Genomic DNA, 25,917 nt, shown 5'->3' on the forward strand with positions numbered 1-25,917 from the left:
ATTCGGGCATCAGCACAGGTACGCGACGATCGCCTCGACAAGTCCACGACGCCCCGCCTCGACGTCGGTGTAGGTCGTCAGATTCGATTCCGACCACAACCCGCGCAGGGCACCTGGCAGAAATGACTGCACCCGTTGCGATTTGGTCGCGTCGACGTCGAGTCCATCGAAGAAGCGCGCATATGCCGCCGCCCACCGCTGCTCCCATGCCGCCATAGCCGCCGCCGTTGCGGGATAGGAACTTTCGAGAGCCGAGGGGTCGCCCGGAAGCATCTGCCGCAGGTTCTCCACCGCGCGTCCCTCCCTGGCCGCGAGTGCGCGCCAGAATCGCTCGACCATGATCTCGATCCGCTCGGGCGCCGACATCGTGGCGTCGAGCGGATCGGGTGCAGGCTGCCAGACGTCGACGATGTGGTCGAGCACCGCGGCCCACAGTCCGTCGACGTCTCCGAACTGGTGCTGCATGGTCCCCCAGGTGACACCCGCCTGTCTCGCAACGAGATTCGCGCTCACCGGGTCTCCGCCACGGGCTGCGGCGAGCGCGTCGATCGCGGCGTCGATCACCTGTCTGCGGGTCTCGATACCCCGCTTGTTCAGCCGCGTCCCTTTGGCACTGACAACCATCTTTCGAATACTAGCGAATTCGACGGCCTCACCTCGGCCACGAAATCACAATCACATAGATCTATCTATGTCTTTCCCGGATCGCCACACCTCATAGAGCCCTGTATGACACTATTCGCTCAATGTGACCCCGGCCACATTGCTCTTCGTTAGTCACCTGAGCCTTCTGCGGTGATCCGCCGGCTCAGCCCACCTCGAGATGAGGAAATCACATGAGTAAGAAGCGGACTCTCCTGACCGCGATCCTCGGCCTGCTCGGCGTCGTTTGTCTCGTCGTCGCGGCACTTCTGCCGACCGTCATCCGCAGCAACACCGCGCTGTTCCCCACCGATCTCGACCGCACCGCGGTACTGGCCGGTCAGGGCACACTCATCGACAGGGCGTCGTTCACCACGGCAACGCCGGTCGCCACCACCGCCGACGTGCCCATCGAGATCATCACGCGTAATCAAAGCTCGCCCGGTGCAACCGACGACACGGCGGCCACCACGACCACGGTGACCAGTCGCCGGTCCGACGTGGCAGGCCAGGCGGGAGTGTTCGGACTCGATACGTTGGCGGGCACGATCGATCGCACGACATACAAGGTCGCGTCGAGTCCCGAACCGACTCTGATCACCGCGCCTGCGACAACACCGTCGAACGAGTCCAGTTATGCCGGAACACTGTTCACCTTCCCCATCGGCACGGACAAGTCGGATCACACGCTCTATGAGCTCCGCGGGCACACCCCGATCACCATGAAGTACGTCAACGACAGCCGAGAGATCAACGGCGTCAAGACCTATCACTTCCGTGGCGAGGTCACAGGGGTGGACACCACACAGACGCACGGCGTCAACCAGCAGACTCAGATCACCATGCCCGCATTCAAGTGGGGCATCCCCGGCGGAGCCATGGAGCCGGTCACCATGAAGCTCTTCTACAGCAACACCCGCGACATGTGGGTCGAGCCGACGAGCGGCACCACCGTCGACACGCACACCACCCCGCACGCGTATTACGCACGGTCAGCCGATGATTCGTTCAAGGTCGACGCGATCAACGCCGACCTACGATTCGACGACGCCACACTGACGGCGCTCGCCGACGACGCCAGGGACGCGCGTCAGACTCTGCGCGCGACGTTCTTCTGGACGCCGATCGCACTGGGGATCGTCGGACTCCTTCTTCTCGTCCTCGCGGCCGTGGTCTATCTACGTCGCCCGCGCAGGACATACGACGATCCGCAATCGCACGGTCCCACCGCAACCGAACCGCCGCTGGTCGGTTCCGCGAACTGATCTCGTAGATGCCGAGTTGGTATGGGGTTTGTGCCGCAATCGGGCGCAAACCCCATACCGATCTTCTCGACACACTCACTCGGAGAGCAGCCCGGCCAACTCCGCCAAACTGTATGGCTCCGTGTCTTTATGGTCGCGGTAGGCGACAAACGTCGGCTGGTGCGGATCGTATCGACCGATGAAACCGCCCGACGCCGTGAAGATCTGGCCGGTGATCTTGGCGGCGGCATCGCTCGCGAGGAATGTGTAGAGCTGGGCAACGTATTCCGGCGGTGCCGGATCGAGCGCCGCGTCGCGGGTGAAGTCGTCCAATATGCCTCTCGCATGCAGGCTTTCGATGTGTCTGACGTAGTCCGGTCCCGACGACAGTCTCGACTTCGCTCCGGGCATCACGACATTGACGCGCACTCCGGAACTCATCAGATCGCCCGACGCGGCGAGCGCGAGAGCGTTCACGCCGCCCTTCGCCGCGGGATAGCCACTTCCACCGAACGTTCCCAACGACGCGGCCGAGCCGGTCAACACGATCGATCCCGACCGCTGTCCGACGAAAACCCGTGCAGCAGACTGAGCCAGGAAGAAGGCGCTCATCAGATGTGCGTCGACCTGCTCGCGGAACTCGGCGGGCGTGATGGTCAGAATCGTCGACCCCGCGGGTTCGGCTATGCCGGCACAGTTGACGGCGATGTCGAGTGCGCCGAACGCATCGAGTGCCGCCGTAACCATGCGCTCGGCGACGCCCTCGTCGCCCGCTGACCCGCAGACACCCACCGCGTAGCCACCGCCACCCGTGATCTCGGCGACCGTGTCGTCGACGGCTCTCGCGTCGCGGCCATTCACCACCAGCGAGACCCCGCGCCCTGCAAGGGCATACGCGACGTTGAGGCCAATCCCCCGCGTCGAGCCCGCGATGATCGCGACGCGCCCGGACAGGTGCGCGTCGATCGGGACGTCGGCCGCCATCAGATCTCGATAGCGCAGTACGCGACCATCAGACCGGACTGCCGATCGGAGTGATAGGTAGTGACCGACCCCTATCGACGAACTCCCATGCGGCACCGGAACTGAATCGTGCGATGGCCACCTCGCCGGACTCCGACCGTTCGTCGTCGGTGAGCGCGAACGTGACCTCGAGGGCGTCGCCGGTGTCGGTGACGGCCTCGACGTTCCAGTGCGCGTCGACACCCGTGGCGATCGCCTGCAGCGGTTCGAGGTGCTCGGCGTCGAACAGCGTGAGCCAACCGCCGTCGGATCGTGCGTCGGACTCATGCGGAATGGCCAGTACGACACCATCTCCGACGACCCGCGCCGTCACGCCGGTGTACTGCACGGGTCCGAGCACGGGGATCAGCGAGATCACGGTGGCCAAACCCTGCGCGTCGGGGGCGAGCGCCAACGCGCTGCGCAGTCGATCTGCCGCCAGCCCGGCGATACCGGTCAGCTGTTTGCGATAGATCTCGTCAACCTGTTCGGGGCTGTCGGCATAGCGACGCAATGACACGAGGAAGCCAAGGGCGAGCAACTGATGCTGCAGCGCAACCTCTTCCGCGATCCGGACGAGCGCGGTGTGCGACCATTCGCGGAACTGGAGGTCGTCACACAGGTCTCCGCGATAGTCGACGCGCCCGTCCGTCGCGGTCGTGTCGATCGCGCTCAACTCGACCGACGCCGCGCGTCTGGTGAACATCTCCTCGGCGTCGGGCGGCAGTGGAAGCTCGTCGCGTTCTGGTTCGATTGTCACGGTCCATGCACAGTGCGGGTGTTGGTCGGTCGGCCTACGAGGCGGCCGGTGAATGGGCCTGATACGCGCCCGACGATTCGTCGCGATGGCGGTGGCGTCGAAAGTCGGGTCCTCGATGTCGTGGCACATCGCTGTCACGTAGTCGTCGCCGAGTGGCTCTACATCCATCAGTGCCCCACAGTGATTGAGCACAAAGGAGCCGTGGTACTCGTCGTCGATCTCGTAGCGGAAGTCCATGAACTGCGGCGGCGCACCGATGTCGAGTTGCAGGCATTTGAACATGTCGGCAACACCGTCGCCGTCGACGCCGAGCGCGTCCCGCATGCGATGGGTGTAGACGGGGCTCGCGGCCATCCACTCCTCAATGGCGATCTGCGCCATCGTCTCCCGACCGAAAGCACTGATGAGATGGGCCATTCCGCTGCGGTCGATCAACTGACCGGACAGCAGGAGTTCAGGCACGATCGTCGCGAGTTGTCGAGCGGTGAGATCCGAGTACGTCCGGGCTGTGGGCATTTCGTGAATCACCAGAACTCGACGGGCGCCTTGCCGAACGGATACCAGCCGGGCTGGTCGCCGGTGGCCTTCTCGATCCGTTTGAGCATTCCGTCGCTCATCGCGTTCTCCTTCAGCAGTTCAATGAACAGCGCCGACACGTTGCCGTAGTCGAAGAAGTCCCGCTGCCAACGGAATTGGAAGTTTCCGCCGTATTTGAACCAGCTTCCCTGGATACCTTCGAGTGCGTACGGTGTCCCGTCCTCACGCTTGCGGTCGTAGACCTGCTTCCACAGACCGATCATCGACCCGGTGCGATCGTCGATCACCCACTCCTGGTACGGATAGGTCCACCCTTCGAGACCTTCCATCTCCTGACCGAGCGCGATCTCACGGATCTCGTCGCGGCCGACGGCCATGAAGTCCTTGTCCGGACCGTAATTCCACCCGTAGGTGGCGTCCTCGGTGTAGAAGTCGGCAAGCGGTTTCCAGTCACCGGCCTGCTCGGCGACGATGTTCGCCTCGAGCCACCGTTCCTTCATCTCTTCTAGCTCTGCACGATCGAATGCCATGCCGTCACCTCTCGTTCGCTGTTCTTCAGGCACTGCTGTGTTCTCTTGCCTTGCAGGCGTCTCATGCCCTGCTGTCTTCGACGATCCGCAGGGCCTGGGTGGGGCAGTACTGCACGGCGGCTTCCACCTCGGCGCGTTTGCTCTCGTCGGGCTGCGGTTCGAGGATGTCGACATGATCGACCTCGGCCTCGAACACGTCCGGTGCCTCCATCTGACACATGCCATGCCCCTGGCAGATGTCGAGATCGACCTCGATTCGCATGTCGCCCTCCTACTTCTGCCGTCTGCGGTAGCGCACCCGGCACGGCTGTGCGAGTTGCACCACCATCTTCGAGTGGTCATTGCGGTAGGAATCCGACGGCTGCGACATCTCGAACTCGTAGTTCTGAAACAGCACCGAGAAGATCGCCTTGAGTTGCATGATCGCGAATTGCGCTCCCACACAACGGTGTCGACCGGCACCGAAGGGAATCCACGTCCAGCGGTTGGCGAGATCTTCCTGACGCGGCTTCACATAACGGTCGGGGTCGAAGGCGTCGGGTTCGGGAAAATCGTCGGGCAACCGATTCGATACCGCGGGCGATACCGCAATCGTCTGCCCCGCACGCACTTCGAAATCGTCGACCTGAAAGTCCTGCTGCACCAGGCGCATCAGAATGATCAGCGGCGGGTGCAGGCGTAGCGACTCCTTGAGTGCGTTCTCGAGCTGCGGCATCTGCCTGGTGTGGGCAAAGGTGTACTCCGGTCGCTCGCCCGCCGGTGTGTCGCCGTAGATCTCGTCGAGTTCGTCGTAGACGCGCTGCATGTAGTCGGGGTTGCGCAGCAGTTCGATCAGGGTCCAGGCGGCGGTGCCCTGTGTGGTGTGGTGACCCGCGAACATCATCGAAATGAACATCCCGGTGATGGTGTTGGCGTCGAACCCCACCTGGATGAGCACGTCCATGAGGTCGCGATCGTCCTTGTCCTCATCGGAAGTGCCTTCATCGCGGCGCGCAATGCGCTCGTTCATGACGCCCTGGATGAAGTCGACGAGCTCCGCCCGCGCAGAGTCGCGCTTGCGGAAGCTCTCGATGTCGGCGTGCATGTCGACGTAGGCGATCGGGTCGGTGCCCTTCTCGAGGTCGTGGAACAACTCGGAGACCCGCTTGTCGAGTTGTTCACGGAACTTGCGGCCGATCAGACACGCCGACGAGGTGTAGAGCGTCAGTTCACCGAAGAATTCGAGGAGGTCGATTTCGCCTTCGTCGCCCCAGCGGGCGATGATGCGTTCGACCTCGTTGGGAATCGTCACCGCGTGCTGCTTCATGTGCGGGCCCTTGAGGGCGGCGTTGTGGATCGCCTTGGATCGCTCCTCCGGGCTCGCGTCGAAGACGACTCCCTCACCGAAAACCGGTGTCATGAAGGGATATGCCGCTGCCTGGTCGAGATCCTCTTCCGGTGCGCGGAAGAAGTCCTCGTTGGCCGCGGCGCCCGATACCAGCACCACCTCCCGGTCGGCGAGCTGGAACTGCCCGACGTCTCCACACTCGTCGCGCACACGCCAGAACAGTCCGATCGGGTCGGCTGCCAGTTCGTCGAGGTGTCCGTGCTCTCCGTCGCCACCGGACACTCGTTTCGGCGTGGTCAGCGTGCTCATTTCGTGCCTCCGGTCGTCTCGTCTCCGGTCATGTCTGCTCCCCCACCGCTCTTGTCGCGGGGGATGGCGCCCTCGGCCTCGACCTCGACGACGCGCATGTGCGCACCGCGCGGCATGCCGACGATCGCCGAGATCGCCTGGGCAATGTGTTCTGGTGCAAGGAAATTGCCGTGTCTGGCGAGTCCGTGTGTGATCCACGAGTTGAGCATCTTCTCCATCACGTCGGGCGCGAGGTTGAAACCCATGCCGGTGATGGTCTGGCCCGGGCGGACGATGCTGGCGCGGACCCCGGTGCCCTCGAGTTCGAGTTGCGCTGTGGCAACCAAACCGTCGACGCCCGTCTTCGCCGCGACATAGGCCGACGACCATGGCCGTGGACGAACCGCGACGTCGGACCCGATGAACACGAAATCGCCACGGCCGCGGTCGATCATCCCGGGGACGATGTTGCGGTAGAGCCGATGTGCGCCCACGAGGTGGATGTCGACCTGAGACGCGAAATCGGCTTCGCTCATCTCGTAGGAAAGCGCGACGTCGAGGTCGCCTGCCCCGGCAACCGCAATCTCGATTGGCCCCAGCGCGGCTTGGGCTTTCGCCACGCAGTCACGCACCGACGCGTCGTCGGTGACATCGAGTGGGACGGCGACCGCTTCGCCTCCGGCACCCGCGATCTTGTCGGCGAGCTCCTGAAGCTTGTCGACGCGTCGGGCCGCCAGTGCGACGGGATAGCCTGCGGCGGCGAGGTATTCGGCCGTCGCAGCCCCGATTCCCGACGACGCTCCCGCAACCAGTACGGGCCGACGTACCGGATGAGGTATGTATGCCATCAGCGCACCGTCACCTTCACCGGTAGCGACGCGAACCCGCGCACGTTCACCGAGTGCACCCGTTCGGCCTTGGCGATGTCGATGTCGACGGAACGAATCGACCGAACGACCTCGGCGAGACCGATGTTCGCCTCGAGCCGCGCGAGATGCGCGCCGAGGCAGAAGTGTGCTCCCATACCGAAACTCATCAACGCCTGGCTGCAGTCGCGGCCGATGCGGTACGACGACGCGTCGTCGAACACATTCTCGTCCCGGTTTGCCGAGCCGACGAGGAGAAGTACCCGCTGTCCCTCCGGAATGACCTGCTCGCCGTAGGTGACGTCTCCGGCCACTCTGCGTAGCACCATCTGGGTCGAATTGTCGTAGCGCAGTGTTTCTTCGGTCCACTGCGGCACCGCTTCGGGATCGGTAAGCACCTTGGCGAGTTCGTCGGGGTTGCGCCAGCCCCAATACAGCGCGTTGGCGAGTAGTTTGGTGGTCGTCTCGTTGCCTGCGACCACCATGAGCACCATGAATCCGACGATCTCGTCCTCGGTGAGTGTGGTCTTCTCGCCGGTCTCGTCGTCGTCGATCTCCGCGGTGATGAGTGCGGAGACGAGGTCGTCGCCGAGGTTGCCACGGCGTTCGGCGATGAGTGCGGAGTAGTACTTGTGCAGTTCGAGGTAGGCGTAGACGGCTGCCTCAGGGATGTCGAGGACGCCCTCCTCGCGGTGGAGCAACAGGTCTGACTGCTTCCGCAGATACGCGCGGTCGGATTCGGGAACGCCGAGCATTTCCGATACGACGTCCATCGGGAGCAATCCGGCGAAGTCGGCGACGTAATCGAACTCGCCCTTGTCGAGGCACGAGCTCCAATGATGGTGTGTCAGTGCGGTGATCCGGCCGGCGAGGTCGTTGACCCGGCGCGGAGTGAAGCCCTTCGATACGAGCTTGCGGATTCGCATGTGCTTGGGATCGTCCATGGCGAGAAACGACATCGACTTGTGTGCGTCGGGTCCGTACGACGAGGGGTCCATCGACACACCCCACGCATTCGACAGATTTGCACTGTCGCGGAACGCGTTTCGCACATCGTCGTGACCGGCGAGCGCCCAGAAATCCAAATCCGAGTTGTAATACACCGGCGCCTGCTCGCGAAGTCGCGCGTACGTCGGGTACGGGTCCTCGTGGAAATCGTAGGCGTAGGGGTCGAAAGGAATCTGCTGCTGCATCCCCGCGACCATTGCGGTGTCGGTCATCGATGAACCTCCATTGACGGTATGTGCATGTCGTGCGCGCGCTTTCGGGGCATCCTCGCTTGACCAGGAGTGCCTATCTAGGGCTGTGCCGACAGGATCAGGCGTGCCGCGGCGACGAGCCGCTCGGATGTCTGTTCGTAGGTCAGATGCCCCATGCCTGCGTGGACGAGGCCACCCGCGTAGAGCATTTCCAGGGCGTCGACGACCGGACCGGGATGTTCGACGTCGACCTCGAGCGCATGCGCGAGTCGGGTCCGGATGAAGCCACCGATCCGCAATCTCAGGTGCTCGACGTCGGGGTCGGTACCGAGTAGTGCGACCGTGACCGCGCCGCCGAGTTGCCCCTCGCCCGCGACGACGAGTGACACGTTGCGCAAGATCTCGGCGACCCGATCCTCGCGCGAGAGCGAGGCGTCGGCCTCCGGCACCCCCTCGGCCAGTCGACGCCAAAAGACTTCTGCCACAAGGTGACTCTTCGACGAGAAGTAGGTGTACGCGGTCGCCGGCGCGACCCCTGCACGCTTGGCGACCACCCTCACCGTGAGGCCGTCGAAACCGTCTGCATTGAGTACGTCGACCGCCGCATCTGTCAGCCGCGCAACCGTCTCGGCCTGCTGGGCGGTCAGTCGGCGGCGCGTGGATTCCTGCGACACGGGGCTGGACATGTGACCGACGCTACACTAGGTTTGAACTCGAGTCCAGACACATGTCCAGATAGTCTTCCAGTCAGCGTTGGAGCCCAGTTCATGTCTCTTCGTCCAGCATCAGCGTCGGATCTCTTGATCGACGGCAAGCTCATTCCCGGCAGCGGCGGCGTCTTCGACGTCGTGAATCCGGCAACCGAGGAGGTCATCGGCCAGGCGGCCGACGCGACCCTCGACGATATGGACGCGGCCATCGCCGCCGCCCGCCACGCCTTCGACACCACCAACTGGTCGCGCGACGCCGCATTCCGCGCACACTGCCTGCGGCAGCTGCGCGACGCACTGCTCGCCCACACCGACGAACTGCGCGAGCTGACCGTCGCCGAGGTCGGTTGCCCGGTGTTCCTCACTCACGGACCGCAGTTGGAGGGGCCGATCCGCGACCTCGGATACTTCGCCGATCTCGCGGAGAGCTACGAGTGGACCCATGACCTCGGCGAGGCAAAGCCCATGGGAATCAAGAACACCCGCGAGATCCGCAAAGAGGCAGTCGGCGTCGTCGGAGCAATCACACCGTGGAACTTCCCGCATCAGATCAACTTCGCCAAGATCGGACCGGCGCTGGCCGCGGGCTGCACCGTCGTGCTGAAGCCGGCTCCCGACACACCGTGGTGCGCAGCGCTGGTGGGCAAGGTGATCGCAGAAGAGACAGACTTCCCGCCGGGCGTCGTCAACATCGTGACGTCGAGTGATCACACCCTCGGGGCACAGTTGTCGACCGATCCGCGCGTCGACATCGTCTCGTTCACCGGCTCGACGGCCACCGGCAAGAAGGTGATGGCCTCGGCGGCCGAAACACTCAAGAAGGTCTTCCTCGAACTGGGCGGCAAATCGGCGTTCATCGTGCTCGACGACGCCGACCTTGCGTCCGCGGTCTCGATGGCCGCGTTCGCCGTCGTGACTCATGCGGGCCAGGGCTGCGCGATCACCACCCGACTCGTCGTCCCGCGTGAGAAGCTCGCGGAGGCAACGGCATTGGCGCGGGATTCGTTGGCGGGATTCGCGGCAGCCGACCCCACCGATCCCGGCACCATCTGCGGTCCCGTCATCTCGGCGACGCAGCGCGAGCGTGTGGAGTCGTACATCGAGCTCGCCCAGACCGAAGGCGGCACAATCGAAATCGGCGGCGCGCGACCCGCCGACAAGGACAAGGGCTTCTTCGTATCCCCGACCCTGATCTCCGGCCTCGACAACTCGTCCCGCACGGCCCAGGAGGAAATCTTCGGCCCAGTGCTCGTCATCCTCGGCCACGACGGCGACGACGACGCCATCCGCATCGCCAACGACTCACCCTACGGTCTCTCGGGAGCCGTCTGGGGAACCGACCGCGACCGCATCAACAAAGTGGTCGACGGCGTCCGCACCGGAACGATGTCGATCAACGGCGGCATCTGGTACTCGGCCGACGTACCGTTCGGCGGCTACAAACAATCGGGCATCGGCCGCGAGATGGGCGTCGCGGGCTTCGAGGAGTACCTCGAGACCAAGGCCATCGCGGAGCCGGCGTGATCTCGACATGCCCACCGCTGATCGAGCGGGCGCGAGCGCAGCGAGCACCCGAGTCGAGACCACCCACCGCAGGCCGAAGCGTGATCTCGACAAGCTCGATCAGCGGAAACAGCTCGCGCAGCGGGTCCCACCGCACGCCGAGCGGGCACGACACCACCGATGGTCGAGCGGGCGCGAGCGCAGCGAGCACCCGAGTCGAGACCACCCCACCGCAAGCCGAAGCGTGATCTCGACAAGCTCGATCAGCGGGAACAGACCACCCACCCCACCCCAACCCCGAAGGAGACAGCAGCGCAATGACTTCCGCACGATTCACTGATCGCACCTACATCGTCACCGGAGCCGCGGGCGGCATCGGCGAGGCGTACGCCCGCGGCCTCGCCGCCGAGGGCGCGAATGTCGTGATCGCCGACCTCAACGACGATGCGGGCGAGAAGGTCGCCGCCGACATCGGCGGACGGTACGTCCACACCGACGTCTCCGACCCCGACTCCGCGCGGGCCCTCGCCGCCGCAACCGTCGACGCCTATGGCTCCATTGACGGCCTGGTCAACAACGCGGCCATCTACGGCGGCATGAAGCTCGACTTCCTCATCACCGTGCCGTGGGACTACTACAAGAAGTTCATGAGCGTCAACCTCGACGGTGCGCTCAACGTCACCCGCGCTGTGTACGGACACATGCGCAACGGCGGTGCCATCGTCAACCAATCCTCCACCGCCGCATGGCTCTACAGCGGCTTCTACGGCCTCGCCAAGGTCGGGATCAACGGTCTGACGCAGCAGTTAGCCACCGAACTCGGTGGCCAGAACATCCGCGTCAACGCGATCGCTCCCGGCCCGATCGACACCGAGGCGACACGCGAGACGACGCCCAAGGAGATGGTCGCCGACATCGTCAACCGTCTGCCGCTCAAGCGATTCGGCCAACCAGAAGACCTGGTCGGCATGTGCCTGTTCCTGCTCTCCGACGAGGCCAGTTGGGTCACCGGACAGATCTTCAACGTCGACGGCGGACAGGTCATCCGCTCATGACTTCCGACTCCGCGTCACGCCTCGGCTATGTCGGACTCGGCAACATCGGAGGCCCGATGGCCGGCCGATTGGCGAAATGGCCTGGCGGACTGACAGTTTTCGACCTCGCCTCCGACGCTGTCGCCACGGTCGTCGATCAAGGCGCACGCGCGGCGTCGTCGCTGTCGGAGCTCGCGACGTCGTCGGACATCATCGGCATCTGCGTGCGCGACGACGCGCAGGTCCGCACGGTGGTGACGGGCCTGCTCGAAGGCGCAGCGCCCGGCACACTCGTGACGGTCCACTCGACGATCAGCCCCGAAACAGCCGTCGACCTCGCCGCCGTCTGCGCCGAACGCGGAGTGACGCTGCTCGACGCTCCGATCTCCGGTGGTGCGCCTGGCGCTGAGCAGGGACGTCTCGCCGTGATGGTCGGCGGGCCGCGAGACGCCTACGTACGCCTGAAGGAACCGTTCGCGCTGACCTCCGACATGCTCGTCCACGCGGGAGATAACGTCGGCGCGGGCACCAAGATGAAGCTCGCTCGCAACCTGCTGCACTTCATCTCCTTCGCGGCAACCGCGGAGGCGTCGCGGTTGGCGCAGGCGGCAGGCATCGATATCGCCAAACTGGGCAAGGTGGTCCGCCACACCGACGCCATCACCGGCGGCGCGGGTGCAATCATGCTGCGCGACACCACGGCACCGATCGAACCGGACGACTTCTGGTACGGCGTTTTCACTCACGTCCGCGAGCTGGGCGAGAAGGATCTCTCGCTCGCGCTGGCCCTCGGTGACACTCTCGACGTCGAATTGCCCTTGGGGACAGAGGCACTCGCCGATCTGGCAACAGGCCTCGGCGTGCCACACAGCGAAGGAGAGAAATGACCGACGACGCAACCCCCGACCCCGACACCCAGACCGAGCAACGCAAACGCGGACTGGATCTGATGTCGCAGGTCTACGGGTGGGAGATGTCCGACGGCCCCGGCCTGCACTTCGCGCACACTGCCGATCAGCTCTTCGCCGAGGTCTGGTCACGACCGGCGCTGAGTATCCGCGATCGACGGCTCATCCTGCTCGGCGCACTCGCCGCGAGCGGACAGGTCGACGTCGCGGAGATCCAAGCGGGCGCCGCCCTGGGCAACGAAGAACTGACACCAGAGCAACTCGAAGAGATCGCGTTGTTCCTCTGCTACTACGTCGGTTGGCCGCTGGGCACCAAGATGAACATGATGTTCGGCCAGGTGATCAGCAAGTATCGCAAGTCGCAGAGTAAGCAGGGCTAGCCTCGAGGGATGACTGCGACGATCGCTTTCCGCGAGTTGACCGGCGGGGCGGGACAGACCAGCGTGATGTCTGCGTCCCCCGGCCCCGACCTCGCCGGCCATGGATATTCCGAACACGAGTTCGCCGCCAGCGGGATTGCCCGACGATTCGTCGAAAGACCGGACGGTGACCTCGACGGTGTCGACCCTGCGCCGTTCACCACACGCATTCTCGTACGTCGTCCCGACGCGGCGCAGTTCAACGGTCACGTCGTCGTCGAATGGTTCAACGTCAGCAGCGGCGCCGACTCCGCGCCCGAATACACCTACGTCGCACAGGAATTGGTGCGTACGGGTACGGCATACGTTGGGATCTCCGCGCAGTACACGGGTATCGCAGGTGGCCGCGACTCCGTCGACCTCGAAACGACGGGCGCGGGAACCGCAGGAGTCCAGGGTGATTCGCTGGAGGCGAAGGACCCGGAGCGCTATGCGGGGCTGCATCATCCGGGCGACGGGTACAGCTACGACATGTTCGGGTCGATCGCACAAGCCCTGCGCGACAACGACTCCGAACGCCACCCACTCGCCGGCCTCGACGTACGCTGGGTGATCGCGGCAGGTGAATCGCAATCGGCAATGGCGTTGACCACCTACGTGAATCGGATCGCGCAGAAACACGGCGCGATCGATGCAGCACTCATCCACTCACGCCCACTCGGACAACTCCCCCTCGGCGAGCCGGGCAAGCCGATCGACATCTCCCCCGCCTACGTGGGGCCACCGCAACCGATCCGCTCCGACACCACAACCCCGGTGTTCGTCGTGCAGACAGAGACCGATGTACTCACCGATTTTCGCTATATCGAAGCGCGACAACCGGATACGGACGTCTTCCGCGCGTGGGAGGTCGCCGGGACGTCGCACGCGGATCTCATACAGATCGGCGAGTACGAAGATCTCCTCGGCTGTCCGCAGCCGGTCAACCGCGGCCAGCAGGTGTTCGTGCTGCGCGCAGCGGTGGCGCATCTGCGCGAGTGGATCGAAAACGGAACGCCACCACCGCCTGCCGCGCCGCTCGACGTCGACGTCACCGCCGCTTCGCCGCACTATGCGCGCGACGACGTGGGGAATGTCCGCGGGGGCGTTCGCACACCGTGTGTGGATGCACCGACCGAGGTACTCAGCGGCGTCGTCACCGGCGACGTACCGCGCATCTGCGTGCTCTTCGGCTCCACCACACCGCTATCCGACGACGAACTCGCAGCGCGCTATCGGACCCGCGCCGACTATCTGCGCGCGTACGAGGCATCGACCGACGACGCCATCGCGCGCGGAGTGATCAGCCCTGTCGACAGGGACGAGGTCTTGGCCGACGCCCGTCCCGGACCGCTGTCGCCCTGACCCGACTGTGCCTGCTTGTGTCGTTTCCGATCGAAGAGAGCCGCCCGTGGACTTCACCCTCGAAGACATCTCCGACGACGAGATCGCCCGACGCCGAGCGGTTTTCGAGCCGCTGGTCGCGTCGGTGCGTGAACTCGTCGACGCCGTCATCCGTACCGAGGTCGACGACGAGGTGATTCTCGACGCCCAGCGCACGGTGTCGAGCGTCGTCGACGCACTGCGTTCCCAGCAGATGGACGGCGCCTACGGCGTGCGGTACACCAGCAATCTGGTCGGCATGGCCTGGGGCAACGCGGTGATGGGGATGCGCAATGCGATCGCGCCGCCCGTACATTCGACGCCCGACGGCGGTGGCGTACGCGCAGAGTTCACCCTCGGCGCCGCCTACGAGGGTCCACCTGGGCATGTCCACGGCGGTGTCTGCGCTCTGGTCCTCGATCAGGTCCTCGGCGAAGCCGCTGCCGCCGACAACCAGGCGAGTTACACCGGCACGATCGAGTTCCGCTACCTACGACCGACTCCCTTGGGACAGTTGGTCGCTCGCGCCGAGATCGTCGAACGAACGGGTCGCAAGAAGACCGTGCGCGGCACGTTGTCGGACGCCGGCGGGATCACCGTCGAGGCGGAGGGACTCTTCATAGTTCCGAAGGACGTGCCCGAGCTGTAGTTCGCGACGACGCTCGCGGCGTACGGTGATTTTGTGACCGACCCAGAAACCGGAACATCAGATACGGCCGCCCACGACCACGACACCCCGCCTGCACCGTTCACGGCTGCAGAAGCCGCACAGGTGCGGAAGTTCTGGCGCGACCTCGGCCTACCCGGAATCATCGACGTGCACACGCACTTCATGCCGCGCCGGGTGATGGACAAGGTGTGGGCGTATTTCGATTCGGTCGGGCCGATGATCGGTCGGGAATGGCCGATCACCTATCGCGCCGACGAGGATGTGCGCGTTTCGGCGTTGCAGGCGTTCGGAGTTCGTGTCTACTCGTCGATGATCTACCCTCACAAAGCCGATATGGCCGAGTGGCTCAACGGCTGGGGCGCCGATTTCGCCGCGCACCACCCCGATTGCCTGCACACGTCGACGTTCTATCCGGAGCCCGACGCGGCGTCGTATGTGTCTAAGGCGATCGAGCGCGGGACGCGAGTCTTCAAGTCGCACATCCAGGTCGGTGACTACTCGCCGCTCGACCCGAGCCTCACGAGTGTCTGGGCACAGATCGCCGACGTCGGGGTGCCGGTGGTGATCCACTGCGGTTCCGGACCGACGCCCGGTCGTTTCACCGGGCCCGAACCGATTGCCGCGCTGCTGCGGCAGTTCCCTTCGCTTCCGCTGATCGTCGCGCACATGGGTACGCCGGAGTACGAGGCCTTCCTCGACCTGGCCGACACCTACGAGAACGTTCGGCTCGACACGACGATGTCGTTCACCGACTTTTCCGAGGAGGGTGCGCCGTTCCCGGTCGAGCTCCGGCCACGCCTGCTCGACCTCGGCGACAAGATCTTGTTCGGCAGCGACTACCCCAACATCCCGTATCCCTACGCCGAGGGGCTCGACGCTCTCGTGCGACTCGACCTCGGCGACGACTGGTTGCGTCGGGTGTTCTACGAGAACGCGGCGTCACTCTTCGGCGTCGGCGCGTGAGGTGACCGGCCTACTCAACGCGACTGGGACGCCGCGATGCGGGCCTGCACCTCGGGTCGCCGCAGCGGCGGCACCGTCTTGGGTGGTTGACGACGCTCAGGGAGCGCGTCGAGCAGCGTTTCGGTTGCTGCCGTCACCGCCGCGACCGCTGCCTCGAACGCCTCGGCATTCGCGGCCGACGGGTGCCGGACTCCGCTGACCTTGCGGACGTACTGCCGCGCGGCGGCCTCGACCTCGTCGTCGGTCGCGGGCGGCTCGAGCCCGCGCAGCTCGGTGATGTTGCGGCACATAGTGGCTCCTCTTCGGTTGGTGGTCTCGACAAGCTCGACCAGCGGTGGGCAAGACTCGACCAGGCCTTCCCGCTGGTTGAGCGGGCGCGAGCGCAGCGAGCACCCGAGTCGAAACCACTCCCGCGGGCCCAGCTCGACCAGCGGTGGTCTCGACAAGCTTCCCGCTGGTTGAGCGGGCGCGAGCGCAGCGAGCACCCGAGTCGAAACCACTCCCGCGGGCTCAGCTCGACCAGCGGAGTCCGCTCGACCAGCGAGGCTCAGCTCGACCAGCGGGGGCAACCTCAGTCTGCGACGTGCACGACCGCTTTGCCCAGGATCCGCCCCTGGGCGAGATCCGTCAACGCCTGTGGGAGGTCGGCGAGCGGGTAGCGGACGTTCACCGGGGGCCGGAGTCCCGCCTCGATCATCTCGGTCAGCTCGTCGTGCAGCAGCGCGGGCACGTCGGGATGGGTACGCACGTACTCGCCCCAGGCGGCACCGACGACGGCGATGTTGCGGAACAGCACACGGTTCAGCTTGACGGTCGGGATGCCGCCCGCGGCGAAGCCGATCACCACATAACGCCCGTCGGGCGCCACCTGGCGCAGTGCCTCGTCGAAGACATCGCCGCCGACGGGATCGATCATGACGTCGACGCCCTCGGGCGCGAACTCCTTGAGCCGGTCTCCCCAGCCGTCGGTCAGTTGCACCACGTGGTCGGCGCCCAGGTCGCGCAGCATCTGCTCGGCGCCGGTGCGATGCACGATCGCGACCACCGTCGCGCCCATCGCCTTGGCAACCAGAATCGACGCCACGCCAACACCACCGGCGGCGCCGAGGACGCCGACGATCTCGCCCGGCGCGGTCTGTGCGCGCAGTTTCAGGGCGAACAGCGCAGTCTGGAAGTTGATGCCCATGGCGGCGCCCTCGTCGAACGAAAGCTCGTCGGGCAGTCGCAGCAACTGTTCTGGTGCCGCGGTGACCTGTTCGGCGAACCCGCCGACGATCGACGCGACCAGCACGCGGTCGCCCGCGCTGAATCCGGAGTCTGAGGGCGCCACGCGCACTACACCCGCGACCTCAGTCCCCGGGGTGTACGGCACTGGAGTCCTCAATTGATACTTGCCCTGGCTCATCAGGAGATCGGGGAAACACACGCCGCACGACTTGATGTCGACCAGTACCTGGCCCGCGCCGGGCGTCGGATCGTCGACCTCGGTCAACTGCAAACCGTCTGGTCCGGACTCTGCGGTGAGCACCTGTGCTTTCATGCAGCCAACCCTACGCGGAGCGAACGCTCGCACTATTAGGATCTGGAACATGAGTGCACCCTCGGCCTCGCAGCCGACGTCAGCCCCCTCGGCCATCCGACGCAAGGTCGCAGACGACGCGCCCGGTTTCATGCCGCTCGACGAGGCGCAGACACTCTTCGAGATCGCCGGAGAGTATCTCTCCCAACCGGATTCGACGAAGCTCGGCATTGAGATCGGCACCTACTGCGGAAAGTCGACGGTCTTCCTCGGCGCCGCAGCCGAACCCCTCGGCGCGACCATCGTGACTGTCGACCACCACCGCGGTTCCGAAGAACACCAACCCGGCTGGGAGTACCACGACACGACGCTCGTCGACCCGCACACCGGCACCCTCGACACCTCGGCACGCTTCCGTCGCACGATGTTCGACGCCGATCTGGAGAAAACGGTGATCGGTGTGCTCGCGCCGTCGACCGTCGCCTCACGCATCTGGGGTTCGCCCGCCGACTTCGTGTTCATCGACGGCGGTCATTCGATGGAGGCCGCGCAGAACGATCTCGACGGTTGGGCGCCCTGGGTTCGGATCGGTGGAGCGCTGCTGATCCACGACGTGTTCCCCGACCCCGCCGACGGCGGGAGGCCCCCGTACGAGATCTACTGTCAGGCACTCGCGACGGGCCAGTTCACCGAGGTGCGCGTAGAGGGCTCGCTGCGCGTGCTCCGTCGCGACACCGGCATCGTCGGGAAAAAGCTGCCGCGCTGATGCGCATCGACCCCACCACGCCGGTCGTCATCGGCGTCGGGCAGTCCGGCGATCGCATCGATACGCCCGACTACCAGGCGTGGTCGAGCATCGAACTCGGTGCCGCCGCAACGCGAAACGCACTGTCCGACACCGGTGCTGCCTCTGCCGTAGCCGAAGCGATCGATGTGATCGCTGCGGTTCGCGAGATGGAGAACATGCCGCACGTGCCCAGTCCGCTGGGGCGTTCGAACAACTATCCGCGGTCGGTCGCACGGCGCGTGGGCTTGGCGCCCGAGCGGGTACTCGTCGAGGTCGTCGGCGGACAGTCGCCGCAGTCCCTGGTAACCGAACATGCCGAGGCAATCGCGAGGGGTAGCGCCGACTGCGTGCTCATCGTCGGCGCTGAGGCCACATCGACCGCTCGGCACTTCGCCGACCGCGACGACCGACCCGACTTCGGCGAAGAGATCGACGGTCAACTCGACGATCGCGGACCGCATTTCGAGAACTTCATCGACATGACGATGGTCCGGCACCGGCTGACGTCGATGCCGGTGGCGTATGCGCTCGCCGAGAACGCACGACGCAACAGCCTCGGCGTGAGCGTCGACGATCATCGACGTGCGATGGGCCGCCTGTTCGCCCCGTTCACCGAGGTAGCGGCGGCGAATCCCTTTGCGGCATCGCCCGTGATCCGCAGCGCGGACGAGCTGGCGACGATCACCGACACCAATCGCGTTATCGCACAGCCATATCCGCGTTTGGTCGTGGCGCGGGATCTGGTGAACGTCGGCTCGGCCATCATTCTCACCTCGGCAGCCAACGCCGCGAAGATGGGAGTACCACGCGAGAAGTGGGCATTCCTCCACGGGCATACCGACCTTCGTGAACACGCGCTGCTCGCCAGAGCCGACCTCGGCACGAGCCCTGCGGCCGCCGTCGCGACGTCCGGAGCGCTCGAGATGGCGGGGATCGGCGTCGACGATCTTGCCACCGTCGACCTCTACAGTTGCTTTCCCATCCCCGTCTTCAACGTCTGCGACGCACTGGGATTCGATGTCGACGCACCCATCGGTCTGACGGTGACCGGCGGACTGCCCTTCTTCGGCGGACCGGGACACAACTACTCGAGCCACGCGATCGTCGAGACCGTCGAGCGCTTGCGACGCCAACCCGACGCATTCGGCCTCGTCGTTGCCAACGGCGGCATCATGAGCAAGACGTCCGTCGGTGTCTATTCGACGACGCCGGCCACCTGGACACCTCGGTCCGATCGCGCGTTGCAGGCCGGTCTCGACGACACCGCGCCGCGACCTGTCGCTGAGTTCTTCACGGGCTCAGCAACTCTCGATACCTACACCGTCGATCACGGCAAGCGTGGACCCGTGGGCGTGGTCGTCGCGACAACACACGACGACCACACCCGCGTAGCCGCACTCACCTCCGACGACGCACTGCTCGCGCTTCTCGAGACGGGCGACCCGTTCGGCGTCGAGCTGACGATCGAGGCTACCGAGGGGGCCAACAGCGCCCGGCTGGCTTAGCTCACCGCGGCAACGACCTCGCGGAGCTCGACCGGAGTCGCCAGATGCCTTGTCAAGAAGGCAATCTGATGTTCGACGACCCTCTCGAAGGCCGCCGGGTCGACCTCGGCGAAGATGCCGAAGTGATCGCACGGGTAGTGCCGTACCTCCGCGCGCGCCTTGAACGCGGCCTTCGCGGCGGCGTGCGGAGGTGCTCCCCGATCGAAGTCGGCGATCTGCACGAGCTTCGGCGCGTCGATGCGATCGACGTGCTTGTCTGCCCGGTAGGAGCCGAGTTCGAGCGAGACCGACGCGTCGACCTCATTGAGCCACGACGGTCCGGCGATAGCCTTGTAGCTCTCGTAGAAGCCGGAGCTGGTGAGAGCCGCCTGCTGACCCGGCCGACCGACGATCGGCAGCATGTGTGGCGCCCCACCGACTTTCGACGACGCCGCGCTCGCGATGCCGTCGATAGTCTGTCGCAGCATCGAGAACACGCCGACGTGCGGAAGGTGATGACGTCCTGCGGCCACGCCGCTGACCATGGGCACCGCCGAGATCACCGCAGCCACGTCGGTCCGGTCCGCGGCGGCCAACAGGACGTGACCACCCGACTGGGACAGCCCCCACAGGACGACGCGGCCTGCATCCACACCGGGTTGACGTGCCGCGGCGTCGGCCGCGGCGTGGTAGTCGGCGATCTGGCCGGCCATCGACACCCGTTGGCGGGGTGAGCCTCCCGAGAGCCCGAAGCCCCGGTAGTCGAAGGCGAACACCGCGAGACCTGCGTCGGCGAGGCGTCGAGCGAAGGGTTCCAGTCCCGAATCCTTGGTGCCACCGAAACCGTGCGCCATCACGACGACGGGAACACCGCCGGTCGCCGCGAACGGCGACGGTGCCGCGGGCGGAAAGAACCAGGCGTGGCAGTCGGTTCCGTCGCTGTCGAAGGTGACGTCTTCTCTGATGCACTGGTTCATCGTGCTCCCCCGTCGCTAGTGGACACCAATTCTGTTGCGGCTTCGGCTGATTCCGTTGCGGCTTCGACATTGCGCGTCGAACGCTCCGCAACACCAGCCCAACTCGGTGCGCCGATCTCGGCGGCACGTCGTCGGCCTGCGGGTAATTCCTTGGTGCGCATGTCGTGTTCGTACAGAAAGTAGTCGAGCTGCTGGGTGTGCCGTGCGCTGTGCACCATGTGGCCGGTGTAGAACTCCTGATCCTCGGCAATGACTCGGCGCATCTCGTCGACGGGCGGTGGCTGATACTGGCCGACCGCGTACGCACCGACCAGCCGCGCCTGACATTCGACGAACGGGAAGAGCGTCGGTGTCGCCTGCGCGAAGCCGACGAACAACGCATCGTCGACGCCCGGGTAGATCATCCGCTTGTAGAGATCGATCTGATTGCCGGGGGCGCTGATGAAGTCGGGATCGAAGAACGGGAACGTGATGTTGTAGCCGGTCGCGTAGATGATCACGTCGAAGTCGGCCGACGTCCCGTCGACGAAGTGCACGGTGTCGCCGTCGAGACGCGAGATGTCGCCCTTCGCCGTGACGTCGCCCGCGCCGAGACGGAACGGCAGCTCGACCGATTGCGTCGGATGCGCTTCGAAGAACTTGTGATTGGGCGCGGGGAGCCCGTAGTTCTCCGGACGACCTGCGGTGAGCGGCTGGAAGACCTGGGCGATTTTGCGTTGCCAGGCGAAGGGAATGTACGGCGAGGTGCGGTAGTACTTGTCGGCGGGCTTGCCGCCCAAGTACTTCGGGACGATCCACGCACTCGAACGCGTGGAGATGGTGACCGTGTTTTCAAGTGCGCGCGAAGACAATTCGACCGCGATGTCGGCGGCGCTGTTGCCCAGCCCCACGACCAGGATGCGCTTGCCGTACAGGTCGAGCGGCGTACGCGGATCGATGTAGAAGTGCGCATGCATCTCGGCACCCGCGAATTCGCCCGGGAAGTCGGGCAATCGAGGATCCCAGTGATGTCCGTTGGCGACGACGAGAAGGTCGGCATAGCGAGTCTCGCCCCGCTGCGTCGAGAGTTCCCAACCGCCGCCGTCGAGGCGCTGCGCGTGAGTGATTCCGTTGCCGAACTCGATCTTCTCGCGGAGGCCGAAGGCGTCGGTGTAGTCGTCGAGATACTGCTTGATCAACGTGTGGTGCGGGAAGTCGGGGTAGTCGTCGGGCATCGGGAAATCACGAAACGACAGCTGGTGCTTGGATGTGTCGATATGCAGTGACCGGTACGCGCTACTGTGGCCGTTCGGATTGCCGAAGGCCCAGTTGCCCCCGACACGATCCGACGACTCGAACGTGGCGAATGGCACGCCGTAGTCGGCCAGCATCTTGCTCGCGGTCAGTCCGCTGATGCCCGCGCCGATCACAGCCGTCTGCGGTGGACGTGCGCTCATATTGCCCTTTCGGTAGTGATGACGACGCGCGGAGAGCGCGTCGACGACCGTCTAGTTGACAGATTCATGATTGTGTCTACTCCTCGCCGTCACACTCGGTGAACACTTTGGCAAAAATGTCTACTTTCGTTGATAGAGTTCGGCGCAGAGCCCGCGCCTCGGCGCTTTCCGACGATCGAGCGGAGAAACCATGCCATCAGTGCTGACGGTCATCGGTGTCGGCGGAATGGGTGAGGCCATCGCGCGTCGCCTCGGATCTGGTCGGCCGCTGCTGATCGCCGATTACGACGCCGAGCACCTCGCCGAAGTGGCTTCCTCGTTGCATCGCTGCGGATTCGACGTGACCGCACAGACGATCGACGTCGCCGATCGCGACCAGGTCGCCGCACTCGCCGACCGTGCCGCTTCGCTCGGCGAGGTCACGTCGCTGGTACACACCGCCGGCGTGTCGCCGGCGCAGGCGACTCCCGAGCGGATCGTCGCTGTGAATCTGGTCGGCACCGCATACGTCATAGAGGAGTTCGGACGGGTCATCGCCGACGGCGGCGCCGGCGTCGTGATTGCCAGCGTCGCGGCACACATCTTCGCCGACGCGGTCACCGCCGAGCAGGGCACAGCACTCTCGACGCTTCCGGCCAGCGAGTTGGCCGGGTTGCCGATGTTCGCCTTTCCCGACATGCAACCCGAGTTCGCGTGCGGCCTCGCGTACGGATACAGCAAGCGTGGCAACATTTTTCGAGTACAGTCCGCTGCGCCGATCTGGGGCGACCGCGGGGCGCGAATCAACTCGGTGTGCCCCGGCGTCACCGCGACCGAGATGGGATGGCGCGAGTTCAATGCCGAGTTCGCGCATTCGAGCTACGAGGCCATGATCGACAAGTGCGCCGCGGGCCGCTTCGGCACGGCCGAAGACATCGCGTCCGCCGTCGAGTTCCTCCTCGACCCGGTGCGCTCCGGTTTCATCACCGGGACCGATATCCTGGTCGACGGTGGTGTCGTCGCCGGAGTACGCAGCGGCCGCATCGAGTTGACGTGAAACGCGATTGACGTGGAGTGGGAGGCATCGTGCAGACAGAGACCACCGGAGCGTCCCGCGCGGTCGAGGTTGCGTCTGCAACCGACCGGATGCTCGATGCCGCCGAGAGCCTGTTGGCGGACAAGGGAATCCGCGCCACCACCATGCAACAGGTCGCGGATGTCGCAGGCGTGTCTCGCGCCTGGCTGTATCGACACTTCCCTGACAAGCAGACCATGGTCGGCGCGACCATCGTCCGACTCAACGAGGCATTCTGGGCCAACGCCCGCACCGAACTCGACACGATCGACGGTTTCGCCGAACAACTCATCGCGGGTGTGCGAATCGGGCGTGGCGCTTACGACGATCCGGGCGCTTTGCTCCTCCGCCTACGCACTGCGGAGCCAGACGAGTTCGCGGCTTGCGCGGGTGCGGGCGTCGCGGGCCTCGTCCCCGACCTCGCCGACTTCTGGCGGCCCTACGTGGAGGCCGCGATCCGCGCCGGCGAGGTCGACGCCGGCCACGACATCGATACGACATCGGAGTGGATTGCGCGCATCCTCATCAGCCTGGGCACCGTACCCGGCACGACGATCGACCCCGACGACCCGCGATCCGTCGCGGTGTACATCCACAATTTTGTGATGCCGGGGCTCAGCGCACAACCGCGTGCGTGATCGAGTGACCACGCGGCCGACAGCCGGCCGTCATTACCCCTTTCAGGAGCGTGTCCCGTGAGCAGCGGATCATATTTCCCCGACGCCGAGGTCGACGAACTGTCGCCGCAGTTACAGAAACTGTTCGGCAAGGCATCCGAGCAACTCGGCTTCGTGCCCAACGTGTTCACGGCGTATGCACATCGCCCGGAGCGATTCTCCGCGTGGTTCAACCACTTTCGACAGGTCACCGAGCCGTCGGAGACGCTCTCGGGCGCAGATCGGGAGATGATCGCGGTGGTGGCGTCGGGGATCAACCGATGCACGTACTGCCTGGTCTCGCACGGTCAGGCGCTACGGCATGAGCTGCACGACGAAGCCAACGCCGACCGGATCACGTTCAACTGGCGTCACGCCGATCTGACCGACCGGCAGCGCGCCATCTGTGCCTTCGTCGAGAAGCTGACGAGCGCGCCCGCGACCGTCGAGCGTTCCGACGTCGACGCCCTCGCGGCCGCAGGTTTGGGTCCCGACGACATCTGGGACGTCGTCGAGCTGACCGCGATGTACAACTTCACCAACCGGATCTCCTCGGCCCTCGGGATCGTGCCGAACGCCGAGTACCACTCGCTCGACCGAGGGCCCGCCGCCGGCTGAGGTGATCTCGAAACCCACCGCTGGTCGAGCGCGCGCGACTCCTACCGCTGGTCGAGCGGGCGCGAGCGCAGCGAGCACCCGAGTCGAGACCACCCACCGCGGGGCGAGTGATCTCGACAAGCTCGATCAGCGGGGGCAGCTCGATCAGCGGTGGGCTGGCTCGATCAGCGAGGGGCTGGCTCGAGCGGGGGCGGGCGTGACTCCTACCGCTGGTCGAGCGGGCGCGAGCGCAGCGAGCACCCGAGTCGAGACCACCTACCGCCGGGCGAGTGGATCTCGACAAGCTCGATCAACGGGGATTGGCTCGATCAGCGGGGGCAGCTCGATCAGCGGGCCTCACCGCTGGTCGAGCGGGCGCGGCGCCCACCGCTGGTCGAGCGGGCGCGAGCGCAGCGAGCACCCGAGTCGAGACCACCCACCGCTGCTGGAAGTGATCTCGACAAGCTCGATCAGCGAGGGGCAGCTCGATCGGCGGCGGTGCGGCTCGATCAGCGGGTTGGCTCGACCGGCGGGCTGGCGCGGGCCGATCAGCGGGCCGCGGCGGGGGCGAGGCCTACCTTGCCCGCTAGCTTGGCGAGGTAGGCGGTGGCACGTTCGACGCTGTCGTCGGGCAGCCCGTAGAGGACCGTGGTGACGCCCAGGTCGCGAAACTCTTCGAGACGTTCGGGGATGGGCTTGAAGTCCAGGACGACGATCTGCGGTTCGCCGGAGCGCCCGGCGTCGGCCCAGATGCGTCGGAGCAGCGCGACGGAGCCGGCGATGTCGTCCTCGCCGGGCGTCGTGATCCAGCCGTCGGCGCTGCGCGCGATCCACGTGAAGTTCTTCTCGTTGCCTGCGGCACCGACGAGCGTCGGGATCGCTCCCTGTGGCGGCTTGGGCCACGCCCAGCTCGTGCCGAAATCGACGAACTCGCCGTGATATTCGGCCTCGTCGACCGTCCACAGCTCGCGCATCGCCTCGAGGTACTCCCGCAGCATCGTTCGACGACGCTTCGACGGAACGCCGTGATCGGCGAGTTCGTCGAGGTTCCACCCGAATCCGACGCCGAGCGTCAGCCGGCCGTCGGAGATGTGGTCAAGTGTCGCAAGCGTTTTCGCGAGCGTGATGGGATCGGACTGCACGGGCAACGCAACGGCCGTGGCGAGCTTGATACGCGACGTGACCGCCGCAGCAGCAGCGAGAGTCGTCCACGGGTCGAGGGTGCGCATGTAGCGGTCGTCGGGCAGTGACGAATCGCCGGTCTGCGGGTGCGCGGCGTCGCGTCGGGTGGGGATGTGACCGTGCTCGGGAACGAAGTAAGACGCGAACCCCGCCTCCTCGATGAGCGGTGCGAGCACCTGCGGCTTGAGCCCGCGATCACTGGTGAACTGAACGATCCCGAAATCCATACCGCAAGAATAGGCAGACCACTGGACACCTGTC

General features: G+C 65.4%; 27 protein-coding genes. 13 read left to right on the forward strand and 14 right to left on the reverse strand.

Going from position 1 to position 25,917, the window contains the following annotated elements:
• Nucleotides 1-9 precede the first annotated feature (9 nt).
• A complete protein-coding gene (locus tag ACRVY7_RS06685; RefSeq protein ID WP_431816485.1) occupies nt 10-624 on the reverse strand; it encodes a TetR/AcrR family transcriptional regulator in 615 nt (204 codons plus the stop codon).
• 212 nt (nt 625-836) lie between these two features.
• On the opposite strand from ACRVY7_RS06685, the gene pgfA reads away from it, so the two are divergent.
• Complete coding sequence (pgfA, locus tag ACRVY7_RS06690; RefSeq protein WP_431816486.1) at nt 837-1,907, forward strand: cell envelope lipid trafficking protein PgfA; 1,071 nt, start codon at nt 837-839, stop codon at nt 1,905-1,907.
• Nucleotides 1,908-1,982: 75 nt separating this feature from the next.
• On the opposite strand, the gene ACRVY7_RS06695 is transcribed toward pgfA, so the two are convergent.
• From ACRVY7_RS06695 to ACRVY7_RS06730, 8 genes are all read right to left on the reverse strand, one after another.
• The gene (locus tag ACRVY7_RS06695) at nt 1,983-2,870 is read right to left on the reverse strand and encodes an SDR family NAD(P)-dependent oxidoreductase (RefSeq protein WP_431816487.1); all 888 of its coding nucleotides are present in this window, start codon (nt 2,868-2,870) and stop codon (nt 1,983-1,985) included.
• A gap of 28 nt (nt 2,871-2,898) precedes the next feature.
• Nucleotides 2,899-4,164 carry a hypothetical protein gene (locus ACRVY7_RS06700; RefSeq protein WP_431816488.1) on the reverse strand — a complete coding sequence of 422 codons (1,266 nt, stop codon included), beginning with the start codon at nt 4,162-4,164 and terminating at the stop codon, nt 2,899-2,901.
• Nucleotides 4,165-4,172: 8 nt separating this feature from the next.
• On the reverse strand, nt 4,173-4,715 hold the full coding sequence (locus ACRVY7_RS06705) for a Cif family virulence factor (RefSeq protein WP_049698759.1): 543 nt from the start codon (nt 4,713-4,715) through the stop codon (nt 4,173-4,175).
• Nucleotides 4,716-4,776: 61 nt separating this feature from the next.
• Nucleotides 4,777-4,977 carry a ferredoxin gene (locus tag ACRVY7_RS06710; protein WP_049698758.1) on the reverse strand — a complete coding sequence of 67 codons (201 nt, stop codon included), beginning with the start codon at nt 4,975-4,977 and terminating at the stop codon, nt 4,777-4,779.
• Nucleotides 4,978-4,986: 9 nt separating this feature from the next.
• Nucleotides 4,987-6,351: a cytochrome P450 gene (locus ACRVY7_RS06715; RefSeq protein ID WP_064868865.1), complete on the reverse strand. Its 1,365-nt coding sequence runs from the start codon at nt 6,349-6,351 to the stop codon at nt 4,987-4,989.
• The gene (locus tag ACRVY7_RS06720; RefSeq protein ID WP_431816489.1) at nt 6,348-7,178 is read right to left on the reverse strand and encodes an SDR family oxidoreductase; all 831 of its coding nucleotides are present in this window, start codon (nt 7,176-7,178) and stop codon (nt 6,348-6,350) included. The genes ACRVY7_RS06715 and ACRVY7_RS06720 overlap by 4 nt, the downstream gene beginning before the upstream one ends.
• Nucleotides 7,178-8,416 carry a cytochrome P450 gene (locus ACRVY7_RS06725; protein ID WP_431816490.1) on the reverse strand — a complete coding sequence of 413 codons (1,239 nt, stop codon included), beginning with the start codon at nt 8,414-8,416 and terminating at the stop codon, nt 7,178-7,180. The genes ACRVY7_RS06720 and ACRVY7_RS06725 overlap by 1 nt, the downstream gene beginning before the upstream one ends.
• 77 nt (nt 8,417-8,493) lie before the next feature.
• Nucleotides 8,494-9,081, reverse strand: a complete 588-nt coding sequence (locus ACRVY7_RS06730; RefSeq protein WP_431816491.1) for a TetR/AcrR family transcriptional regulator — start codon at nt 9,079-9,081, stop codon at nt 8,494-8,496.
• An 81-nt stretch (nt 9,082-9,162) separates the two neighbouring features.
• Between ACRVY7_RS06730 and ACRVY7_RS06735 the strand changes: the two genes are divergently transcribed.
• From ACRVY7_RS06735 to ACRVY7_RS06765, 7 genes are all read left to right on the forward strand, one after another.
• Nucleotides 9,163-10,629, forward strand: a complete 1,467-nt coding sequence (locus tag ACRVY7_RS06735) for an aldehyde dehydrogenase (protein ID WP_431816492.1) — start codon at nt 9,163-9,165, stop codon at nt 10,627-10,629.
• A 296-nt stretch (nt 10,630-10,925) separates the two neighbouring features.
• Nucleotides 10,926-11,663 (forward strand): SDR family oxidoreductase, encoded by a 738-nt coding sequence (locus ACRVY7_RS06740; RefSeq protein WP_431816493.1) that lies wholly within the window; start codon nt 10,926-10,928, stop codon nt 11,661-11,663.
• Nucleotides 11,660-12,529 carry an NAD(P)-dependent oxidoreductase gene (locus tag ACRVY7_RS06745; RefSeq protein ID WP_431816494.1) on the forward strand — a complete coding sequence of 290 codons (870 nt, stop codon included), beginning with the start codon at nt 11,660-11,662 and terminating at the stop codon, nt 12,527-12,529. The genes ACRVY7_RS06740 and ACRVY7_RS06745 overlap by 4 nt, the downstream gene beginning before the upstream one ends.
• Complete coding sequence (locus ACRVY7_RS06750) at nt 12,526-12,930, forward strand: carboxymuconolactone decarboxylase family protein (protein ID WP_287001966.1); 405 nt, start codon at nt 12,526-12,528, stop codon at nt 12,928-12,930. The genes ACRVY7_RS06745 and ACRVY7_RS06750 overlap by 4 nt, the downstream gene beginning before the upstream one ends.
• A gap of 9 nt (nt 12,931-12,939) precedes the next feature.
• Entirely contained in the window at nt 12,940-14,313 is a 1,374-nt protein-coding gene (locus tag ACRVY7_RS06755) for an alpha/beta hydrolase domain-containing protein (protein WP_431816495.1), read from the forward strand.
• 46 nt (nt 14,314-14,359) lie between these two features.
• Entirely contained in the window at nt 14,360-14,980 is a 621-nt protein-coding gene (locus tag ACRVY7_RS06760; RefSeq protein ID WP_431816496.1) for a PaaI family thioesterase, read from the forward strand.
• A 33-nt stretch (nt 14,981-15,013) separates the two neighbouring features.
• Entirely contained in the window at nt 15,014-15,964 is a 951-nt protein-coding gene (locus tag ACRVY7_RS06765) for an amidohydrolase family protein (RefSeq protein ID WP_431816497.1), read from the forward strand.
• 14 nt (nt 15,965-15,978) lie between these two features.
• Here ACRVY7_RS06765 and ACRVY7_RS06770 read toward each other — a convergent pair whose 3' ends face one another.
• Nucleotides 15,979-16,254, reverse strand: a complete 276-nt coding sequence (locus ACRVY7_RS06770) for a DUF2277 domain-containing protein (protein WP_049698746.1) — start codon at nt 16,252-16,254, stop codon at nt 15,979-15,981.
• A gap of 281 nt (nt 16,255-16,535) precedes the next feature.
• Nucleotides 16,536-17,504 carry an NADPH:quinone oxidoreductase family protein gene (locus ACRVY7_RS06775; protein ID WP_431816498.1) on the reverse strand — a complete coding sequence of 323 codons (969 nt, stop codon included), beginning with the start codon at nt 17,502-17,504 and terminating at the stop codon, nt 16,536-16,538.
• A gap of 49 nt (nt 17,505-17,553) precedes the next feature.
• Here ACRVY7_RS06775 and ACRVY7_RS06780 point away from each other — a divergent pair, with 49 nt between their 5' ends.
• Nucleotides 17,554-18,249 (forward strand): class I SAM-dependent methyltransferase, encoded by a 696-nt coding sequence (locus ACRVY7_RS06780; protein ID WP_431816499.1) that lies wholly within the window; start codon nt 17,554-17,556, stop codon nt 18,247-18,249.
• On the forward strand, nt 18,249-19,775 hold the full coding sequence (locus ACRVY7_RS06785) for an acetyl-CoA acetyltransferase (protein WP_431816500.1): 1,527 nt from the start codon (nt 18,249-18,251) through the stop codon (nt 19,773-19,775). Before ACRVY7_RS06780 ends, ACRVY7_RS06785 begins: the two co-directional genes overlap by 1 nt.
• Here ACRVY7_RS06785 and ACRVY7_RS06790 read toward each other — a convergent pair.
• Nucleotides 19,772-20,731: an alpha/beta hydrolase gene (locus tag ACRVY7_RS06790; RefSeq protein WP_431816501.1), complete on the reverse strand. Its 960-nt coding sequence runs from the start codon at nt 20,729-20,731 to the stop codon at nt 19,772-19,774. The genes ACRVY7_RS06785 and ACRVY7_RS06790 overlap by 4 nt on opposite strands.
• Complete coding sequence (locus ACRVY7_RS06795) at nt 20,728-22,167, reverse strand: flavin-containing monooxygenase (protein ID WP_431816502.1); 1,440 nt, start codon at nt 22,165-22,167, stop codon at nt 20,728-20,730. The genes ACRVY7_RS06790 and ACRVY7_RS06795 overlap by 4 nt, the downstream gene beginning before the upstream one ends.
• A gap of 190 nt (nt 22,168-22,357) precedes the next feature.
• Between ACRVY7_RS06795 and ACRVY7_RS06800 the strand changes: the two genes are divergently transcribed.
• The 3 genes from ACRVY7_RS06800 to ACRVY7_RS06810 all read left to right on the forward strand — a co-directional run bounded on the left by ACRVY7_RS06800 (nt 22,358) and on the right by ACRVY7_RS06810 (nt 24,495).
• Nucleotides 22,358-23,203, forward strand: coding sequence for an SDR family oxidoreductase (locus ACRVY7_RS06800; RefSeq protein WP_431816503.1), 846 nt, complete (start codon nt 22,358-22,360; stop codon nt 23,201-23,203).
• Between the two features lie 89 nt (nt 23,204-23,292).
• Complete coding sequence (locus ACRVY7_RS06805) at nt 23,293-23,859, forward strand: TetR/AcrR family transcriptional regulator (RefSeq protein ID WP_431817048.1); 567 nt, start codon at nt 23,293-23,295, stop codon at nt 23,857-23,859.
• Between the two features lie 57 nt (nt 23,860-23,916).
• On the forward strand, nt 23,917-24,495 hold the full coding sequence (locus tag ACRVY7_RS06810; protein WP_431816504.1) for a peroxidase-related enzyme: 579 nt from the start codon (nt 23,917-23,919) through the stop codon (nt 24,493-24,495).
• Nucleotides 24,496-25,022: 527 nt separating this feature from the next.
• Here ACRVY7_RS06810 and ACRVY7_RS06815 read toward each other — a convergent pair.
• The gene (locus ACRVY7_RS06815; RefSeq protein WP_064866455.1) at nt 25,023-25,883 is read right to left on the reverse strand and encodes an LLM class F420-dependent oxidoreductase; all 861 of its coding nucleotides are present in this window, start codon (nt 25,881-25,883) and stop codon (nt 25,023-25,025) included.
• Nucleotides 25,884-25,917 lie beyond the last annotated feature (34 nt).

Origin of the sequence: Gordonia jacobaea (assembly GCF_965344965.1) — a bacterium.
GTDB classification, from domain to species: domain Bacteria; phylum Actinomycetota; class Actinomycetes; order Mycobacteriales; family Mycobacteriaceae; genus Gordonia; species Gordonia jacobaea.

Excerpts from the sequence above, each read along its gene's own strand:
- ACRVY7_RS06700 (WP_431816488.1), bottom strand. The coding sequence starts at position 4,164 with ATGCCCACAGCCCGGACGTACTCGGATCTCACCGCTCGACAACTCGCG.
- ACRVY7_RS06770 (WP_049698746.1), bottom strand. The coding sequence starts at position 16,254 with ATGTGCCGCAACATCACCGAGCTGCGCGGGCTCGAGCCGCCCGCGACC.
- ACRVY7_RS06725 (WP_431816490.1), bottom strand. The coding sequence starts at position 8,416 with ATGACCGACACCGCAATGGTCGCGGGGATGCAGCAGCAGATTCCTTTC.
- ACRVY7_RS06715 (WP_064868865.1), bottom strand. The coding sequence starts at position 6,351 with ATGAGCACGCTGACCACGCCGAAACGAGTGTCCGGTGGCGACGGAGAG.
- ACRVY7_RS06730 (WP_431816491.1), bottom strand. The coding sequence starts at position 9,081 with ATGTCCAGCCCCGTGTCGCAGGAATCCACGCGCCGCCGACTGACCGCC.
- ACRVY7_RS06755 (WP_431816495.1), top strand. The coding sequence starts at position 12,940 with ATGACTGCGACGATCGCTTTCCGCGAGTTGACCGGCGGGGCGGGACAG.
- ACRVY7_RS06745 (WP_431816494.1), top strand. The coding sequence starts at position 11,660 with ATGACTTCCGACTCCGCGTCACGCCTCGGCTATGTCGGACTCGGCAAC.
- ACRVY7_RS06705 (WP_049698759.1), bottom strand. The coding sequence starts at position 4,715 with ATGGCATTCGATCGTGCAGAGCTAGAAGAGATGAAGGAACGGTGGCTC.
- ACRVY7_RS06750 (WP_287001966.1), top strand. The coding sequence starts at position 12,526 with ATGACCGACGACGCAACCCCCGACCCCGACACCCAGACCGAGCAACGC.
- ACRVY7_RS06780 (WP_431816499.1), top strand. The coding sequence starts at position 17,554 with ATGAGTGCACCCTCGGCCTCGCAGCCGACGTCAGCCCCCTCGGCCATC.
- ACRVY7_RS06720 (WP_431816489.1), bottom strand. The coding sequence starts at position 7,178 with ATGGCATACATACCTCATCCGGTACGTCGGCCCGTACTGGTTGCGGGA.
- ACRVY7_RS06775 (WP_431816498.1), bottom strand. The coding sequence starts at position 17,504 with ATGAAAGCACAGGTGCTCACCGCAGAGTCCGGACCAGACGGTTTGCAG.
- ACRVY7_RS06735 (WP_431816492.1), top strand. The coding sequence starts at position 9,163 with ATGTCTCTTCGTCCAGCATCAGCGTCGGATCTCTTGATCGACGGCAAG.
- ACRVY7_RS06740 (WP_431816493.1), top strand. The coding sequence starts at position 10,926 with ATGACTTCCGCACGATTCACTGATCGCACCTACATCGTCACCGGAGCC.
- pgfA (WP_431816486.1), top strand. The coding sequence starts at position 837 with ATGAGTAAGAAGCGGACTCTCCTGACCGCGATCCTCGGCCTGCTCGGC.
- ACRVY7_RS06790 (WP_431816501.1), bottom strand. The coding sequence starts at position 20,731 with ATGAACCAGTGCATCAGAGAAGACGTCACCTTCGACAGCGACGGAACC.
- ACRVY7_RS06685 (WP_431816485.1), bottom strand. The coding sequence starts at position 624 with ATGGTTGTCAGTGCCAAAGGGACGCGGCTGAACAAGCGGGGTATCGAG.
- ACRVY7_RS06695 (WP_431816487.1), bottom strand. The coding sequence starts at position 2,870 with ATGGCGGCCGACGTCCCGATCGACGCGCACCTGTCCGGGCGCGTCGCG.
- ACRVY7_RS06785 (WP_431816500.1), top strand. The coding sequence starts at position 18,249 with ATGCGCATCGACCCCACCACGCCGGTCGTCATCGGCGTCGGGCAGTCC.
- ACRVY7_RS06805 (WP_431817048.1), top strand. The coding sequence starts at position 23,293 with ATGCTCGATGCCGCCGAGAGCCTGTTGGCGGACAAGGGAATCCGCGCC.
- ACRVY7_RS06815 (WP_064866455.1), bottom strand. The coding sequence starts at position 25,883 with ATGGATTTCGGGATCGTTCAGTTCACCAGTGATCGCGGGCTCAAGCCG.
- ACRVY7_RS06710 (WP_049698758.1), bottom strand. The coding sequence starts at position 4,977 with ATGCGAATCGAGGTCGATCTCGACATCTGCCAGGGGCATGGCATGTGT.
- ACRVY7_RS06795 (WP_431816502.1), bottom strand. The coding sequence starts at position 22,167 with ATGAGCGCACGTCCACCGCAGACGGCTGTGATCGGCGCGGGCATCAGC.
- ACRVY7_RS06800 (WP_431816503.1), top strand. The coding sequence starts at position 22,358 with ATGCCATCAGTGCTGACGGTCATCGGTGTCGGCGGAATGGGTGAGGCC.